Annotated in this window: 12 protein-coding genes and 1 pseudogene; 8 read left to right on the forward strand and 5 right to left on the reverse strand. The window is 55.3% G+C overall.

Features of this window, described 5'->3' with window-relative positions; genetic code table 11:
* Positions 1-165 precede the first annotated feature (165 nt).
* Positions 166-3,648, reverse strand: a complete 3,483-nt coding sequence (gene carB, locus E6C51_RS01585; RefSeq protein WP_146933362.1) for a carbamoyl-phosphate synthase large subunit — start codon at positions 3,646-3,648, stop codon at positions 166-168.
* Positions 3,649-3,934: 286 nt separating this feature from the next.
* On the opposite strand from carB, the gene E6C51_RS01590 reads away from it, so the two are divergent.
* The gene (locus tag E6C51_RS01590) at positions 3,935-4,648 is read left to right on the forward strand and encodes a DUF1868 domain-containing protein (protein ID WP_190234803.1); all 714 of its coding nucleotides are present in this window, start codon (positions 3,935-3,937) and stop codon (positions 4,646-4,648) included.
* A gap of 40 nt (positions 4,649-4,688) precedes the next feature.
* On the opposite strand, the pseudogene E6C51_RS20110 reads toward E6C51_RS01590, so the two are convergent.
* A pseudogene (locus E6C51_RS20110) lies at positions 4,689-5,540 on the reverse strand (phosphatase PAP2 family protein); the annotation flags it as partial.
* Between the two features lie 222 nt (positions 5,541-5,762).
* On the opposite strand from E6C51_RS20110, the gene E6C51_RS01595 reads away from it, so the two are divergent.
* From E6C51_RS01595 to E6C51_RS01610, 4 genes are all read left to right on the forward strand, one after another.
* Positions 5,763-6,434: a glutathione S-transferase gene (locus E6C51_RS01595; RefSeq protein WP_190234804.1), complete on the forward strand. Its 672-nt coding sequence runs from the start codon at positions 5,763-5,765 to the stop codon at positions 6,432-6,434.
* A 116-nt stretch (positions 6,435-6,550) separates the two neighbouring features.
* Positions 6,551-7,459, forward strand: coding sequence for a KPN_02809 family neutral zinc metallopeptidase (ypfJ, locus tag E6C51_RS01600; protein WP_190234805.1), 909 nt, complete (start codon positions 6,551-6,553; stop codon positions 7,457-7,459).
* A 307-nt stretch (positions 7,460-7,766) separates the two neighbouring features.
* Entirely contained in the window at positions 7,767-9,164 is a 1,398-nt protein-coding gene (locus tag E6C51_RS01605) for an MATE family efflux transporter (RefSeq protein WP_146933372.1), read from the forward strand.
* Between the two features lie 12 nt (positions 9,165-9,176).
* A complete protein-coding gene (locus tag E6C51_RS01610; protein ID WP_190234806.1) occupies positions 9,177-9,758 on the forward strand; it encodes a VC0807 family protein in 582 nt (193 codons plus the stop codon).
* A gap of 83 nt (positions 9,759-9,841) precedes the next feature.
* Here E6C51_RS01610 and carA read toward each other — a convergent pair whose 3' ends face one another.
* Positions 9,842-11,062 (reverse strand): glutamine-hydrolyzing carbamoyl-phosphate synthase small subunit, encoded by a 1,221-nt coding sequence (gene carA, locus E6C51_RS01615; protein WP_190234807.1) that lies wholly within the window; start codon positions 11,060-11,062, stop codon positions 9,842-9,844.
* A gap of 311 nt (positions 11,063-11,373) precedes the next feature.
* Between carA and E6C51_RS01620 the strand changes: the two genes are divergently transcribed.
* Positions 11,374-11,829 (forward strand): GatB/YqeY domain-containing protein, encoded by a 456-nt coding sequence (locus E6C51_RS01620; protein ID WP_190234808.1) that lies wholly within the window; start codon positions 11,374-11,376, stop codon positions 11,827-11,829.
* A gap of 36 nt (positions 11,830-11,865) precedes the next feature.
* Here the strand turns inward: E6C51_RS01620 and E6C51_RS01625 are convergent, their stop codons facing one another.
* Both E6C51_RS01625 and E6C51_RS01630 read right to left on the reverse strand, forming a co-directional pair.
* The gene (locus tag E6C51_RS01625; RefSeq protein ID WP_146933380.1) at positions 11,866-12,201 is read right to left on the reverse strand and encodes a BrnA antitoxin family protein; all 336 of its coding nucleotides are present in this window, start codon (positions 12,199-12,201) and stop codon (positions 11,866-11,868) included.
* 19 nt (positions 12,202-12,220) lie between these two features.
* Positions 12,221-12,454, reverse strand: a complete 234-nt coding sequence (locus E6C51_RS01630; protein WP_146933382.1) for a BrnT family toxin — start codon at positions 12,452-12,454, stop codon at positions 12,221-12,223.
* Positions 12,455-12,600: 146 nt separating this feature from the next.
* On the opposite strand from E6C51_RS01630, the gene dnaG reads away from it, so the two are divergent.
* Positions 12,601-14,610 (forward strand): DNA primase, encoded by a 2,010-nt coding sequence (gene dnaG / locus E6C51_RS01635; protein WP_190234809.1) that lies wholly within the window; start codon positions 12,601-12,603, stop codon positions 14,608-14,610.
* Positions 14,611-15,205: 595 nt separating this feature from the next.
* Positions 15,206-17,251 carry an RNA polymerase sigma factor RpoD gene (gene rpoD, locus E6C51_RS01640; protein ID WP_146933387.1) on the forward strand — a complete coding sequence of 682 codons (2,046 nt, stop codon included), beginning with the start codon at positions 15,206-15,208 and terminating at the stop codon, positions 17,249-17,251.
* Positions 17,252-17,341 lie beyond the last annotated feature (90 nt).

The following is a 17,341-nucleotide window of genomic DNA, read 5'->3' on the forward strand; positions in this document are numbered from 1 at the left end:
TTTCCTGTGTCTTCTCGGAAAGGCGGAATTGACGTTTTCCGTAAAAGCTCTGGGAAGCCAATGATGGAGACGGCTGAATGTTCCCACAAAAAAGCCTGCGATCATGGTTTTGATCGCAGGCTGCTGTTTTAGCACATGTGAGGCCGCCGTTCAGCGATGGCTATCTCAAAAATAGCTCTGCAGCGGACGCACTTCCAGCTGACCGTTTTTGAGAGCCTGAATGGCTTCGGCCGCCGCCAAGGCACCGGCCATTGTGGTGTAGTATGGCACCTTCTGCATCAGAGCTGCGCGGCGCAGCGATTTGCTGTCCGAGATCGCCTTGTTTGAGTCGGTGGTGTTGATCACCAGTTGGACCTGACGGTTGCGGATGGCGTCCTCAATGTGTGGTCGGCCTTCGAGCACCTTGTTGATCTTGATGGCTTCAATGCCTTGCTCGGCGAGGAAGCGCTGCGTGCCGCCCGTTGCCAGAACCTTGAAGCCGATGCTGACCAGCAGCTTGATAGCGGGCAGAACGCGGGTCTTGTCGTCATCGCGCACTGAGACAAACACGGTGCCGTCGCGCGGCAGTTCCACATTGGCACCCAGCTGGCTCTTGGCAAAGGCCAGTGCAAAATTGCTATCCAGACCAATGACTTCGCCGGTGGAGCGCATTTCCGGACCCAGCAGCGTATCAACGCCGGGGAAGCGAGCAAACGGGAACACGGCTTCCTTGACGGCAATATGGTTCAGGTTGCGTGGGTCCGGCTTTTTGCCATAGGCGGCAATCGCGGCATCCAGCTTTTCACCAGCCATGATGCGGGCGGCGATCTTGGCAATCGGCGCGCCGATGGTCTTGGCGACAAACGGCACGGTGCGCGAAGCGCGCGGGTTGACTTCAAGAACGTAGATCACGCCATCCTTGATGGCATATTGTACGTTCATCAAGCCGCCAACGTTCAGCGCCTTGGCCATGGCGGCGGTCTGGCGTTCCAGCTCGTCCAGGGTTTCCTTGCTCAAGGAGCGCGATGGCAGCGAGCAGGCCGAGTCACCGGAGTGAATACCGGCTTCTTCGATATGCTCCATGATGCCCGATACGAAGACATTTTCGCCGTCGCACAGTGCATCCACGTCCACTTCGATGGCGTTGGTGAGGTAGCTATCGAACAGCAGCGGGTTCTTGCTGAGAAGCGTGTTGATCTGGCCGGTCTTGTCGTTCGGATACCGCTGCTTGATGGCTTCCGGCACCAGGCCGGGAACCGTATCGAGCAGATAGGTTTGCAACATGCTCTCATCGTGGATGATCTGCATGGCGCGGCCACCCAGCACGTAGGATGGGCGCACCACCAGCGGATAGCCGATTTCGCCAGCAATGACGCGGGCCTGCTCAACCGAGTAAGCAATGCCGTTGTTGGGCTGGGTCAGGTCCAGCTTCATCAGCAGCTTCTGGAAGCGGTCGCGGTCTTCGGCAAGGTCAATCATGTCCGGTGCTGTGCCGAGGATCGGAATGCCGTTCTTTTCCAGCGCTTCGGCCAGTTTCAGCGGCGTCTGGCCACCAAACTGCACGATCACGCCAACAACTTCACCCTTTTCCTGCTCGGCGCGCAGGATTTCGATCACGTCTTCAGCCGTCAGCGGCTCAAAATAGAGACGGTCTGAGGTGTCGTAGTCGGTGGAGACGGTTTCCGGGTTACAGTTGATCATGATGGCTTCGAAGCCAGCATCCTTCAACGCGAAGGCGGCATGGCAGCAGCAATAGTCAAACTCAATGCCCTGACCAATCCGGTTTGGACCACCGCCGAGAATAACCACCTTCTTACGATCCGAGATTTGCGCCTCTGATCGGGCTGCACCCACAAACGGGGTCTCATAGGTCGAATACATGTAAGCAGTGGGCGAGGCAAATTCGGCAGCGCAGGTATCAATGCGCTTGAAGACTGGGCGCACGTCCAGACCGTTGCGCAGCTCTGCCACTTCTTTGGGGCGCTTGCCCGACAGGCTGGCGAGGCGGGCATCGGAAAAGCCCATGGCCTTGATCTTGCGCAGGTTTTCAGCATCGGTTGGCAGGCCATGTTCGCGAATGCGGGCTTCAAGATCGGTAATCGCCTTCAACTGGGCGATGAACCAAGGGTCGATCTTGCAGCCTTCATGCACTTCTTCTTCCGACATGCCGAGGCGAAGCGCCTGCGCCACCATGCGCAGACGATCTGGCGTTGGTGTGCCGATGGCAGCGCGAATGGCGTTCTTGTCATCACCCTGACCGAGGCCGGGGATTTCAATTTCGTCCAAGCCGGTCAGGTTGGTTTCCAGACCGCGAAGGGCCTTCTGGAGCGATTCTGCAAAGGTACGGCCAATGGCCATGACTTCGCCCACCGACTTCATCGCTGTGGTCAGGGTTGGCTCGGCACCGGGGAATTTTTCAAAGGCAAAGCGCGGAATTTTGGTGACAACATAGTCAATCGATGGCTCGAACGACGCAGGTGTTGCACCGCCGGTGATGTCATTGTCCAGCTCATCCAGCGTGTAGCCAACTGCCAGCTTGGCCGCGACCTTGGCAATCGGGAAACCCGTGGCCTTGGAAGCCAGCGCCGACGAGCGCGATACGCGCGGGTTCATTTCAATCACCACCAGACGGCCATCCTTGGGATTGACCGCGAACTGCACGTTGGAGCCGCCGGTTTCAACACCAATTTCGCGCAGCACCGCAATCGAGGCATTGCGCATGATCTGGTATTCTTTGTCGGTCAAAGTCAGGGCAGGGGCAACGGTGATGCTGTCGCCGGTATGCACGCCCATTGGGTCGATGTTTTCAATCGAGCAGATGATGATGCAATTGTCCGCCTTGTCGCGGACCACTTCCATTTCATATTCCTTCCAGCCGAGAACCGATTCTTCAATCAGCACTTCGGTGGTGGGGGAAGCGTCGAGACCGCCGTTGATGATCTCGAAAAACTCCGAGCGGTTGTAAGCAATACCGCCGCCGGTGCCGCCCATGGTAAAGGAGGGGCGGATAATCGCAGGCAGACCAACAACATCCAGCGCTTGAGCGGCAATCGCCATGGCATGGGCCATGTAGCGCTGCTTGCGGTCGGTTTCGCCAAGGTTCCACTGGTTTTCCAGCTCATCCAAAGCCTTGTCCAGCGCATCGCCAGACAGAGAAGCCTTCAGCTTTTCGCGCTCAGCTTCATGGGTCTTGCGGTCAGCATCCTTGATTTCGGTGGCGTTGGCCAAAAGCGACTTTGGCGTTTCAAGGCCAATGCGGGCCATGGCCTCGCGGAAAAGAGCGCGGTCTTCGGCCATGTCGATAGCGGCAGGCTTTGCGCCAATCATTTCAACATTGTAGCGATCCAGCACGCCCATGCGCTTCAAGGAAAGCGCAGTGTTCAGCGCCGTCTGGCCGCCCATGGTGGGCAAGAGCGCGTCAGGCCGTTCCTTGGCAATGATCTTGGCAACCACTTCCGGCGTGATCGGCTCAACATAGGTGGCGTCAGCAAGGCCCGGATCGGTCATGATCGTGGCGGGGTTGGAGTTGACCAGAATAACCCGGTAGCCCTCTTCCTTCAGCGCCTTGACGGCCTGAGTGCCGGAATAGTCAAATTCGCATGCCTGTCCGATGACAATCGGACCTGCGCCGATGATCAGGATGGATTTTATGTCTTGGCGCTTTGGCATGGTCTCTATCCGTTCTCTTCATCCTGCGCAAAAAGCGGCCAAGGTGATGGGCTCACCGGCCGGGCGCAGATCAATGGTCATTTCAGGCTAGAAGCGGCTTATAGGGAATTCTTGGCCAAAGCGGAACCCCCGATTTCATCTTTTCATAAGGATAAGTGAACAGTTTTTCAGGTGATGCGAAATCCCCACTTTTGAGGGGGGATTTTTTGAAATTCAGCAGGTGTTGTCACGAAACTGTTGCGAGGCACAGCGTTAACTCTGCGACATTCTGACCGGAGATCTGCCTATGCCCCACACCCAATTGTTGCCTGCTCTTGTTCCTTTTTCCGAAACGGAGGGCGCTGGCCCATCTCGTCATCTCGGTATTCGCTTCAATCAGGACGGAAAGTTTCTACCAGAACCGGGCAATACGATTGTGTGCCATTTGACGAATGGGTCGCCAAGCTGCCAGGCAATCCGCAATGCCCGCAGTCGCTATATGACTATGCCGGAGGCTGATCGACTGGCTTTTACCGCAGAATCCAGCCTGCACATGACCTTGTTTCAGGGCATTATCGAATATCGGCGCGAACTTCCCTTTTGGCCATCCGATATTCCGCTGGAAACACCGATTGATGACATGACCGAAATTCTGGCTCAAAGGCTTGAGCATTTCCGAAAAGGCCCAGGCTTTCGGGTGCATGTTACCCATATGCTGCCCACCGGCCTGCAAATGGATGGTGTCACCGCAGCGGATCGTGCCGCCATGGCGGAATGGCGCAATCGGCTGGCCGATCTGTTTGGCTATCGCCATCCCGATCACGACAGCTATGAATTTCACATCACCTTTGCCTATGTCATCCGGCCTTTGAGTGAGCAGGCGCTGTTTCAATGGCAATCAATGCTGGCTGAAGTTCGGGATGACTTGCGCGCCCGGTTTGATCACATTGAGCTTGATCCGCCCGCCTTTTGCGCCTTTGAAGATATGCATCATTTTGAAGAGCTGGTTGTGCTGGATTGAGGCTGCTGGCGGTTGCCGCAGAAACAAAGGCAATCACACAGGCTGCGAGCATAAAACCGGCCGGAATATCGATAAAATAGTGACTGCCATGGGACATGGCAGACACGGCCATCATCATATTAAGACCAAGAATGGGGTAGCGCGCTGGCTTGATAGACCACGCACCCCAAGAATAGAGCACGGCACAGGCGGCATGAACCGATGGAAAGGTCAGAATGCCCGCCGCTTTGCTGGTTTCCAGCATGAAAGTGGATTGGCTGCGTACGGCATGAAACTGCTCGAGAAAGCCGTAGCCCAACGATGTGTTTATGTGCAGCGGCGGATGGTTTGCCAGTTGATAAGTGACATACGCACTTTGGGCGGGAAACCATATGGCAATAATACTTGCACAATAGCCGATAACCCCAAAGCAGAGGATCATCGTGTAGCCGCGATCTTTTTGCCCAACGGCGCAAAGAACCATTGCAATCCCCATCAATTGAAACCCGAAACTCTGATAGGCAATGCCAAGGCTCCAGGCGAGGAGAGAGTGGTGATCAACCATGCGGATAAAGCCCCACCAGTCCAGCCCCACGGCCTGATCGATCTGGTGCAACCAGGCATCGGCGAGCGGCCTGTCCAGCTTCATGGCGGCATAGGTGGAAAACAGAATGGGCAAGCCCAGCAGCACGCCAAAGAGAAAGCACTCTGCAATCGATGAAATGCGCAGATAGCGCTTGTGGCGTGCAAAGGCTGCAAGTGTGAGGCACGAAAGCAAAAACGGCGAAAGGCTTAAGAGCCACTGATAGACATCGATTGTCACCGCGGTTGCCAGCGACAGCGGCACCATCAAGGCATAGGAGGTCGCAATGAGAGCTATCAGTAAAAATCTTGGTTTATCGCGAAATATCATCAAGGTGCTGGCGATTTAAATCTGGCTTTGGATCCGTCTATGCGCTCTGGTCTGTCTGTCAGGTGGAGATTGAGCATGACAGACAAGAGAATTCTTGTTTTGTTTGTCTGCTCAGAAAGACCGCGAGCACTTTTTCTTGACAAATTGTAGCACTGAAAGATTGATGATGTGTTCGTGTTAAAATAGAGCCGAAAGATCAATTCCATTGAAGGTGTGCCTGATTTGATTACCGTTCATTATCTCGAAAATTCCAGAGCGCATCGTATTCTCTGGCTGTTGGAGGAGTTGGGGCTTGAGTATGATATCAAGACCTATAAGCGCGGTGCCGATATGCGCGCGCCTTCGACGCTGAAGGCGATTCATCCCCTCGGCAAATCTCCGGTGATTGAGGATAAGGGCAGGGTGATTGCCGAAAGCGGTGCGATTATCGAATATTTGATTGGCATGTATGATAAAGAGCACAAGCTTCGTCCGCCGGGCGGCACCGATGAGCGTCTGCGCTATATTTACTGGCTGCATTATGCCGAAGGCTCGGCCATGCCGCTGTTGCTGTTAAAGCTGATTTTTCTGCGCCTGCCCAGCCAGATGCCGATCTTCCTGCGCTCGGTGGGCAAGGTCATTTCCGACAGCGTGCAGCGCAAGCTGATTGATCCACAACTGGCTGACCATCTCGCCTTTTGGAACAGCGAACTCTCTCGCGATGGCTGGTTTGCCGGAAGTGCGTTTTCAGCCGCCGATATTGCCATGAGTTTTCCGGTGGAAGCGGGCATGACCCGCATGGATCAGACTGGCGATGTTCAAGCCGTTCGGCGCTATATGGACACGATCCGTGCGCGTCCAGCCTATCAGAGGGCGCTGACGCGAGGCGGAGCCTATGTCTACGCCGACAGTTAACGTCGGTGCTGAAACAAGGCCGGGAACTTATCTGTCTGGCAATGTGTTTCTGTCCGGATAATCGTAAAGGTGTCTGACAGCGCCGCTTTTATGCGGCTCTGTCGGTGGGGGCGGCCATGGAACTGGATGGACATCGAAAATCTGACAATGTTGAAGATGTGCGTGGCAGTGCCAGAGGCGGCTTTGGCCGAGGTGGTTTTAGACAGCGCGGAATTCGCTTTCCCAGCGGCGGTGGCGGGCGCGGTTTAAGCCTTTCGACCATCGTTATTCTCGCACTGATCTATTTTGGCCTTCGTGCTATGGGCATCGATTTGGCGCAAGTGTTGGATGACGGCAGCGGCGGAGCATCGCCATCCTATCAGCAGCAGTCCAATGTGTCTGGCTCTGAGCAGGAGATGAAAGTCTTCGTGCAGCGCGTGCTGGCCTCCACAGAAGACGTCTGGACGGATATTTTCGAGGCCCATGGTGGCCAATATGACATGCCCAAGCTGCGCCTCTATTCCGGGCAATATCCGTCTGCCTGTGGCACGGCATCGTCTGCGACCGGGCCTTTTTATTGCCCCGGAGATCGAAGGGTCTATCTCGATACGGCGTTTTTCACCGAGCTTTCGCGCCGCTTCAAAGCCTCTGGCGATTTCGCCCAAGCCTATGTGATTGCCCATGAAGTGGGCCATCACGTGCAAAACCTCACGGGCGTTTTGCCAAAATTCAACCAGATGCGTCAAACGATGACCCCGGTACAGGCCAATAAAATGTCGGTGCGTGTGGAGTTGCAGGCCGATTGCTTCGCAGGGATTTGGGGCCGTAAGGCGGATGAAAAGGGTTTGCTGTCAGCAGGCGATTTGCAGGAAGCCCTGAATGCTGCCCAGCAGATCGGCGATGACGCGCTGCAAAAGCGCGCCCAAGGCTATGTCGTGCCCGAAAGCTTCAATCACGGCACATCGGCCCAGCGGATGAAATGGTTCAAGCGCGGCTTTGACCAAGGCCGGATGGAGGCATGTGATACTTTTTCCGGCCCCGTTTGAGATGCGGCACTTGATGAGCGGGACGGGCAAACGGGTGCTTACTACACGATTCCTTAAATCGGAATCGATTTCAGGCGAAAATTATGCCGCAGATTTATAGTGTTATTGCGTCCTTTATGCGCCATACATGGTGAGAGGTGCCATAAGTCTGTTCGTCGGTTTTATCCATCAATAAATGTGATGCGATTGCGAAAACATCTGACCTGAGTTGGCTTGTGGTTGAAACATCCCACTTGATGGCGTATCGCTGCATAAATAGCCGTTTGCCTTGTTTTTGAGCGCGGCATTTTTCGTTTTGGAAGCAATCATGAACCAGGTTTCACTTGCAAAAGCCGGCGGCAACGCTGCTGGTTGGGGCAGCCATTTTCGCGCAACGCTGGCGTTGGGGATTCCATTGGTAGGCGCGCAGCTCGCCCAATTGGCAATCCACACCACTGATGTGGTGATTGTGGGTCGTCTGGGGGCCGAAGCGCTGGCGGCTCTGGTTTTGGCCGGGCAGTTTTACTTCACGGTGTTTATTTTTGGCTCCGGCTTTGCCATCGCCGTTATGCCCATGGTGGCCAATGCTTATGGCAAAGGCGATGTGCGTCTGGCCCGCCGCTCGATCCGCATGGGCTTGTGGGTGTCGCTGGCCTATAGCGTTTTGATGTGGCCGCTGTTCCATTATTCGCACGCGGTGCTGTTGGCCCTGGGGCAGGTGCCGCATGTCGCCGAACTGGCGTCAAGCTATATCCGCATCATGTGGATCAGTCTGCCTGCGGCCCTTGTGGTGGCAGTGATGCGGGCGCTGGTGAGTGCCATCGGACGGGCGCAGATTGTGCTCTACATCACCATTGCGACGCTGCTGCTCAATGCCGCTTTGGCCTATTGCGTGGTGCTGGGGCATTTTGGCTTCCCGGCCTTTGGCATTCTGGGGGCTGCATGGGTTGCCGTCACGGTCAATATATTTGCCATGCTGGCCATGGCTGCCTACTTGCACTTTAACAGCATGACCCGCAAATATGAGCTGTTCGTACGTTTTTGGCGACCCGATTGGGATGCGCTGCATGATGTTATCCACCTTGGTCTGCCGATTGGCGTGACGGTGCTTGCCGAGGCGGGTCTGTTTACCGCGGCCTCCCTGCTGATGGGCTCAATTGGCACCATTGAGCTGGCCGCCCATGGCATTGCGCTGCAATTGGCCTCCATTGCTTTCATGGTTCCGCTTGGGCTTGCGCAGGCGGCCACCGTGCGGGTCGGCGTGGCCCATGGGCGCGGCGATTATGCCGATGTGGTGCGGGCCTCTATTGCCGTGGTGTGCATTGCAGCCGCGCTTTCGATTTGCGGCGGGCTTTTGTTCTTTTTCTTTTCCAACGAGTTGAGTGGTCTCTTTCTGGACCGCGGCCGGGGCGATGCCGCTGCTGTCTTGGACTATGCCGCTCCGTTGGTGGTCGTTGCCGGTATTTTTCAGCTGGTGGACGGCATGCAAGCTATTGCGGCGGGCTTGTTGCGGGGCCTGAAGGATGCCAGAGTACCGATGATCCTGGCGCTGATTTCCTATTGGCCCATTGGCTTTGTGCTGGCCTGGATCATGGCTTTTCCGCTGGGGCTTGGCGGACTTGGTGTGTGGTTTGGCTTTTTGATCGGCTTGTCTAGTGCTGCGATCATGCTCGGCCTTCGTTTTATTCTGCGGCTTCGCCATGAAATGCGGGTGGCCGCCATTTAAAGGATAGCTTTCATGTGGAAAGATATTCTGGTGAGTGCGGGTCTACCCTATCTCACCTTTCTGTATTTAACGTCGCAGGGCGTTCCAACGGTTACAGCGCTTGCCGTCGGAGCAATTTTCCCCATAGGCTCCATTGTGATTGCGTTTGTGCGCAGTCGCCGCATTCAGGCCATTGGCATTTTGACCCTCTCGGCCACATTGGCTTCGCTCATCGCCAGCCTTTATTTCAACAGCGCCTATCTGGCATTGGCGAAGGGGTCGTTAATCACTGGCTGTATTGGGCTGGTGTTCGGGCTGTCACTGTTTGCCAAGCGCCCCCTGATCTTCTATCTCGAATCCAGTTATGCGGAAGGACGCGCCCGCGCCGAAACCCTCTGGCAAACCACACCGCAATTTCGAAAAGCCATGCGCATGATCACGGCAGTGTGGTGCATCGGCTTGATGAGTGAGGCGATTGCGCGCCTTGTGCTCATTCCTCTGATGCCTGTGGATGTGTTTCTGCCCGTCAGCGAAGTGATGTGGATAGCCTGCTTTGGCTTGCTGATGGTGTGGAGCTATCGCTATGGCCGCAGCAAAATGGCAAAAGCCACGTAAGCGTCTTCATATTTTGATTCAGAATCAAATAAGCCGACCAAGTGATTGGTCGGCTTATGTTTTTTATCAAACTAAATGCTGTCTCAGCGCTCAGCCAAAGCCGCTTCGCCCTTGTTTTCACGCACCATGTTAATGAAGCGGCGGAACAGGTAGTGGCTGTCTTGCGGGCCGGGCGATGCTTCCGGGTGATGCTGGACCGAAAATACATTCTTGCCGGTCAGACGCAGGCCGCAGTTGGTGTTGTCGAACAGCGAAATGTGAGTCTCTTCAACACCTTCTGGCAGAGACTTGGAATCCACCGCGAAGCCGTGGTTCATCGACACGATCTCCACCTTGCCGGTGGTGAAATCCTTGACCGGATGGTTTGCGCCATGATGGCCCTGATGCATCTTCTCGGTCTTGGCACCCAGCGCAAGACCCAGCATCTGGTGACCAAGGCAGATGCCAAACATTGGAATATCGGTCTTGATCAGCTCCTGAATCACTGGAACCGCATATTCGCCGGTCGCGGCTGGATCGCCAGGGCCGTTCGAGAGGAAAATGCCATCGGGCTTGAGCGCAATAATATCAGCCGCACTGGTATTGGCAGGCACAACCGTGACCTTGCAGTTCAGGCCGGTGAACAGGCGCAGGATGTTACGCTTGACGCCAAAGTCCATGCAAACGATGTGATAGACCGCATCGGCAGCCGCCAATTCACTTGTGCCCTCATTCCACACCCATGGCTTTTCATTCCACACCGACGACTGGCCGGAGCTTGCTACCTTGGCAAGGTCAAGACCTTCCAAGCCGCTCCATGCTTTTGCCTTGGCCTTCAAATCATCAAGGTCGAAATTGCCATTGGGATCATGAGCGATCACAGCATTTGGCGCACCATTTTCTCGGATCCATGCGGTCAGGGCGCGAGTGTCCACGCCTGACAGGCCGATGATGCCACGGGCTTTCAGCCATGCATCGAGATGTTTGGATGCACGGAAATTGGATGGCTCGGTTATATCGGCTTTGAAGATGGTGCCAACTGCACCGTGACGGGCAGCGGGTGTCAGGTCTTCAATGTCTTCTTCATTGGTGCCGACATTGCCGATATGGGGGAAAGTGAAGGTAACGATCTGGCCGAGATAGGAAGGATCGGTGAGGATTTCCTCATAACCGGTCAGGGCAGTGTTGAACACGACTTCGGCCTGAACGGTGCCGGTGGCACCCACGCCCTGACCTTCAATCACAGTTCCGTCGGCCAGAACAAGAAGGGCTGTGGGCTTGGCTGTTGTCCATGGGGCGGTGGTTGATGAGGATGTTTCGGTCATATCCGTTCCTTTTCCAGCCGCTTGCCCCGGCGGATCAAAACCGGCGGCGCGAGGCCTTATATGTGTGCCAAGTGTCGTCGCGCAGCCAATGCTTGCGCGTTACGGAACCTGATCTCAATGTCTGTGCAGGCGATGGTTCATAGACGACAAGTATGGGGCAGGTCAATTGTTCCTCTGCTAAAAGCGCGCTTTTCCCGCATATGTTCAAGCCCGCCCGCATTGCGCAAAAGAGCGGACGGGGGTATCACCACCGTCAAATTCGATCGATCTGGCGCTTTGGTCTTTAGGGCCGCCCAACAAGGAGAAAAGACATGTTACGTGAGGATCTGACCGCCGCTCTCAAGGAAGCCATGAAGGCCAAGGACACCCGCAAACTCTCCACCATTCGCCTGGTGCAGGCCGCCATCAAGGATCGCGATATTGCCAACCGTGGCGAGGGCAAGGGCGAATTGAGCGATGAAGATGTTTTGCAGTTGATGGCCAAGCTGGTCAAACAGCGCGAAGAATCAGCCAAAATTTATGAAGACAACGCCCGCCCTGAGCTGGCCGCGCGAGAGCGCGAGGAAGTGGCCATCATCAAGACCTTCATGCCGGAGCAGATGAGCGACGAGAAGGTACGTGAAGCGGTGGCTAGCGTGATTGCAGAGATCAACGCTGAAGGCATGCGCGACATGGGCAAGGTGGTTGCTGCCTTGAAAGAACGCTACGCTGGCCAGATGGATTTTGCCAAGGCGTCTGGTGTGGTGAAAGCGCTTTTGACGAAATGATCGTGTAGAAATGCGCAACGCCGCCCACGGGCGGCGTTAGCTTTTATCCTTCCCCGCCGTTTGCTCCCGCACAAAATGGCGCAAAACGGCATTGATCCGGGTCTGATAGCCTTTGCCGGTTGACTGGAAATATTCGATAATATCGTCATCCAGCCGAATGGAGATGGCCTTTTTCCTGTGCGGAATGACCAGTTCGGCCTTTGACCAATCCACATCGATAAAATCACACCAGTCAGGATCGTCGCGCATGTCGCGCTCGATCTCTTCATCGGTTTTGGCGTTGACGCGCGCCCAGTCGGTGAGGCTTTCGCCGCGTGCAATTTTCTGGTTGATCTCTTCAGCCGTATATCTGACGATATGCTCTTTGCTCATTTTTCCTTGCAGCCCGTGCTTATATAATCCGACACACATCACCTCTCATGGTGTACACCACAGCAATAAGCTTCAGTGTGTCGGGGCAGATTGCCAACGTTCGGGCTTCTCCATCTCTGTCAGAGGTTGTCTTTACATGCGGTCTTTGTAATGCCCCCGCAGCACTTATAAAACTTATTCCATGTTTTAGTATGTTGGTTTTATTTTTTGTCTCGTCCCATTCGAACGCCTTAAATTCATTTTCGATCGTCATTGTTTATTTCCGATGGGGTAAAGTAATTTGTATATACAGATGTATGTCTTTGTCAATCCGCTGTGAATAACGGGCACATCTCCACAAGCCCATGGCGTTCAATGCCGCCTGCGCCTATATAGGCTGATCATCCTAAAAGGTAGCTCATGCGCTTTTCGAACGATTTTCTTGATGAAATCCGTGACCGCGTGCCGATTTCGGCCGTGATAGGCTCGCGCGTGTCTTGGGATCGCAAGAAGACCAATGTGTCGCGCGGCGATTATTGGGCCTGCTGCCCGTTTCATGGCGAAAAAAGCCCAAGTTTTCACTGCGAAGACCGCAAAGGCCGCTATCATTGCTTTGGTTGTGGCGTGTCTGGCGATCATTTTCGCTTTCTGACCGATCTCGAAGGGCTGAATTTTCCAGAGGCTGTTGAGCGCATTGCCGATATGGCGGGCGTTGCCATGCCGAAAGCCGATGTGCGCGAGGTGGAGCGCGAGCGCGAACGCACCAGCCTGCAAGATGTGATGGAGCTGGCAACCCAATATTTCCAGGATCAGCTACAATCAGCAAGCGGCGCGAAAGCGCGGGCTTACCTGCGCGAGCGTGGGCTTTCTGGCCGCACCATTGAGACTTTTCGGCTGGGCTATGCCACGGAAAGCCGCAATGCGCTGAAGGAATATCTGGCCTCCAAAGGCGTGCCGAAGGAGCAGATTGAAGCCTGCGGACTGGTGGTGCATGGGCCGGACATTCCGGTGTCTTACGATCGCTTTCGCGACCGCATCATGTTTCCGATTCTGTCATCGCGCGACAAGGTGATTGCCTTTGGCGGTCGTGCCATGTCGCCGGATGCGCCCGCCAAATACCTCAATTCCAACGAGACGGAGCTGTTTCACAAAGGCAGCGTGCTTTATAATTTTTCCCGCGCTCGGCGATCTTTGCAGGGAGCCGATGGGGCAGGCACCATTATTGCCGTGGAAGGCTATATGGATGTGATTGCGCTCTATCAGGCGGGCGTTGAAAATGCGGTCGCCCCGCTTGGCACCGCACTGACGGAAAATCAGCTTGAACTGATGTGGAAAATGACGCCGCAGCCGGTGCTGTGTTTTGATGGTGATGGCGCGGGCCAGCGGGCGGCCTTTCGCGCTGTTGATCTGGCGCTGCCGCATCTTAAGCCCGGCAAGAGCGTGCGCTTTGCCATGCTGCCGGATGGCAAAGACCCTGATGATCTGGTGAAACACGAAGGCCGCGCTCCGTTTGATCGGGTGCTGTCAGAGGCGCGATCGCTGGATGATATGGTTTGGACCAAGGAGGTTGGGCAGGGCCGGTTTGAAACCCCTGAGCAGCGGGCCGAGCTGGAAGCGCGTCTGAAGCAGATTGTCACCGTGATTGCCGATGAAAATGTGCGCAAGCATTATCAGCAAAATGTGAGAGATCGTCTGTACGCCTTCTTTCAGGGCCAGAGCGGCGCGCGCGGCGGGCGTGGCAATTATGAACGCGGTGGCCCGGCTGCACGCGGCGGGCCGCGCAATGGTTCAGGCGCGGGGCAGGGTGGTTTCCGCGGATCTGCCCCACGCGGTTCCATGCAGCCATCGGATCGCCTGACGCGCTCTGGCATTGTCAGCCGCAATCATGATCAACCGACCTTGCGAGAAAGCGTTTTGGCGCTCACCATCGTCAATCATCCGCAATTGTTGCAGGAAGATTACGATGAAATTTCTGTGATCGATTTTGATAGCCGCGATTTGCAACGGCTGTGGCCGGCTGTTTTGACGGCGGTGGCCGATACCGGCGCATGGTTGAGCCGGGAGGCTTTGTTCGAGAGGTTGGCCGCCGAGGGATTTGACTCCCTTCTTACCGCGCTGGATCAACAAATCCGCAATGCGCGCCTGTGGACGGCAACCACAGTTGCTGCGCTGGAAGACGCGCGCGAATGCTATATTCAGGCTTTGTCATTGTATAAGCGCTCAAAAGCGCTCAGGCGTCAGCGCATTGAGCTGGAGCGAGAAATTGCCGAGGCGACCGAAGCGGGTGATGATAACGGCATCGGCACCTTGCTGGCTGCCTTGCAGGAAGTGCAGCTGGAAATCGTGCGGATGGAAAATCAGGAAGCGATTATTGATGGCTTCGGGGTCATGTCCGGCCGGGTCAAGGGGCCAGCTTACGGCAACAAATAATGGCTGAGTTTGCGCATTGTTATCATCAATATCGATCGCCCCTCTTGCAACGGCGCGATTATTGCCTAACTTTTAGCAAACGGTACAAGAAGTTTAAAACGATGCTGGAGTCGTTTTTTTACGGTTTCAACAGGCTGGTGAACGTTAAAGGGCTTGACGTGGCGCTAATTTGTGGGAATCACCTCGGGAAGATAAAAGGTGACGCAAGTCACGCTGGGTTTGAGTCCGGCGGGCTTCGTTGCCTATTTGTGTAATCGTATCACATTTGGCTGCGGCCACTGTGGTTAATCGGGAATTAAGGATCACTTCGTAAAGCAATCTCAGGAAAAGTGTTAGGCGGTTTTCCGTCCGAGATTGCGAAATGAAAAAGCAATCTCAGGAAAAGTGTTAGGCGGTTTTCCGTCCGAGGTTGCGGAATGAAAAAGCAATTTCGGGAAACGCGCTAATCAGTTTTCCGCTTGAAATTGCGAAGAGCGGTTTTCGATGATTTAAGAAAAACGCGGTAGGTCATCAGCAGTGATCTGCGACAGGCTGGGCGATAAAGGGTCTGGCATTGTTGCAGAAAATTGAAGCGTCAGGGAAAGCGACGAGATACATGGCAACTAAGGTCAAGGAAAACGAAGAAGCCGACAACGAGCGCGATGGCGCAACCGATGGCCCGCTTCTCGATCTTTCGGACGACGCTGTCAAAAAGATGATCAAGGTCGCCAAAAAGCGCGGCTATGTCACCATGGACGAGCTGAATTCGGTGCTGCCCTCTGAGGAAGTAACCTCGGAGCAGATCGAAGACACCATGTCCATGCTGTCCGACATGGGCATCAACGTCGTTGAAGACGAAGACGTGGAAGACCCGGCTGCGGAAGACAGCGACGGCGACGACGCTGCTGACGGCGAAGGCGGTGAGCTGGCAACCACCAGCGGCAATGCCGTGGCCACCACCAAGAAAAAAGAGCCAACGGACCGTACCGACGATCCGGTGCGTATGTACCTGCGCGAAATGGGCTCGGTGGAGCTTTTGTCGCGTGAAGGCGAAATCGCCATTGCCAAGCGCATCGAGGCCGGCCGCGAAACGATGATTTCGGGCCTGTGCGAAAGCCCGTTGACCTTTCAGGCCCTGATTATCTGGCGCGATGAGCTGAACGAAGGCACAACGCTGCTGCGCGAAATCATTGACCTTGAGACCACCTATTCCGGTCCTGAGGCCAAGGCGGCTCCGCAGTTCCAGAGCCCCGAAAAGATTGAGGCCGACCGCAAGGCTGCCGAGGAAAAAGAAAAGAACCGCCGCCCACGCGGTGGCGACGACGACATTACCAATGTCGGCGGCGATATGCCTATGCCGGAAGAAGAGGAAGAGGACGAAGACGAGTCCAACCTCTCGCTGGCCGCCATGGAAGCCGAGCTGCGCCCGCAGGTGATGGAAACGCTCGACCTGATCGCCGATACCTATCGCAAGCTGCGCAAGCTTCAGGATCAGCAGGTTGAAGCCCGTCTGGCCTGCACCGGCACGCTGTCCACCGGGCAGGAGCGCCGCTATAAGGAGCTGAAAGATCAGCTGATCACGGCGGTTAAATCGCTGTCTTTGAACCAGAACCGTATCGATAGCCTTGTTGAACAGCTTTACGATATTTCCAAGCGCCTGATGCAGAACGAAGGCCGCCTGCTGCGCCTTGCTGAAAGCTATGGCGTGAAGCGCGACAGCTTCCTGGAGCAATATCAGGGCGCCGAACTTGATCCGAACTGGATGAAGTCGATTGCCAATCTTTCTGCCCGTGGCTGGAAGGATTTCGCCCGCGAAGAAAACAACACGATCCGGGAAATCCGTCAGGAAATCCAGAATCTGGCCACAGAAACCGGCATTTCGGTTGCCGAATTCCGCCGCATCGTTTCCATGGTGCAGAAGGGCGAACGCGAAGCCCGCATTGCCAAGAAGGAAATGGTCGAGGCCAACCTGCGTCTGGTTATTTCGATTGCCAAGAAATATACCAACCGCGGTTTGCAGTTCCTCGATCTTATTCAGGAAGGCAACATCGGCCTGATGAAGGCGGTGGACAAGTTCGAATATCGGCGCGGCTACAAGTTCTCTACCTATGCCACATGGTGGATCAGACAGGCCATTACCCGCTCGATTGCCGATCAGGCGCGCACCATCCGTATTCCGGTGCATATGATTGAAACGATCAACAAGATCGTTCGCACATCGCGCCAGATGCTGCACGAAATTGGCCGCGAACCAACGCCGGAAGAATTGGCCGAAAAGCTGGCCATGCCTTTGGAAAAGGTGCGCAAGGTTCTGAAAATCGCAAAAGAGCCAATCTCGCTCGAAACCCCTGTGGGCGACGAGGAAGATTCACATCTTGGCGATTTCATCGAAGACAAGAACGCCCTTCTGCCCATCGATGCCGCCATTCAGGCCAACTTGCGCGAAACCACCACCCGCGTGCTGGCCTCGCTGACACCGCGCGAAGAGCGCGTGCTGCGTATGCGCTTCGGCATTGGCATGAACACCGACCACACGCTGGAAGAAGTCGGCCAGCAGTTCTCGGTGACGCGCGAACGTATCCGCCAGATCGAAGCCAAGGCGCTTCGCAAGCTGAAGCACCCAAGCCGCTCGCGCAAACTGCGTAGTTTCTTGGACAGCTAAGATTTTTGGCGATGTGAGATTTGAAAGCCCGGCGGAAACGCCGGGTTTTTTGTTGGCCCCCTTATTCTTTTTCGGGGTAAATATGATTTT

Origin of the sequence: Gillisella terrae (assembly GCF_004801395.1) — a bacterium.
Classification (GTDB): domain Bacteria; phylum Pseudomonadota; class Alphaproteobacteria; order Rhizobiales; family Rhizobiaceae; genus Allorhizobium; species Allorhizobium terrae.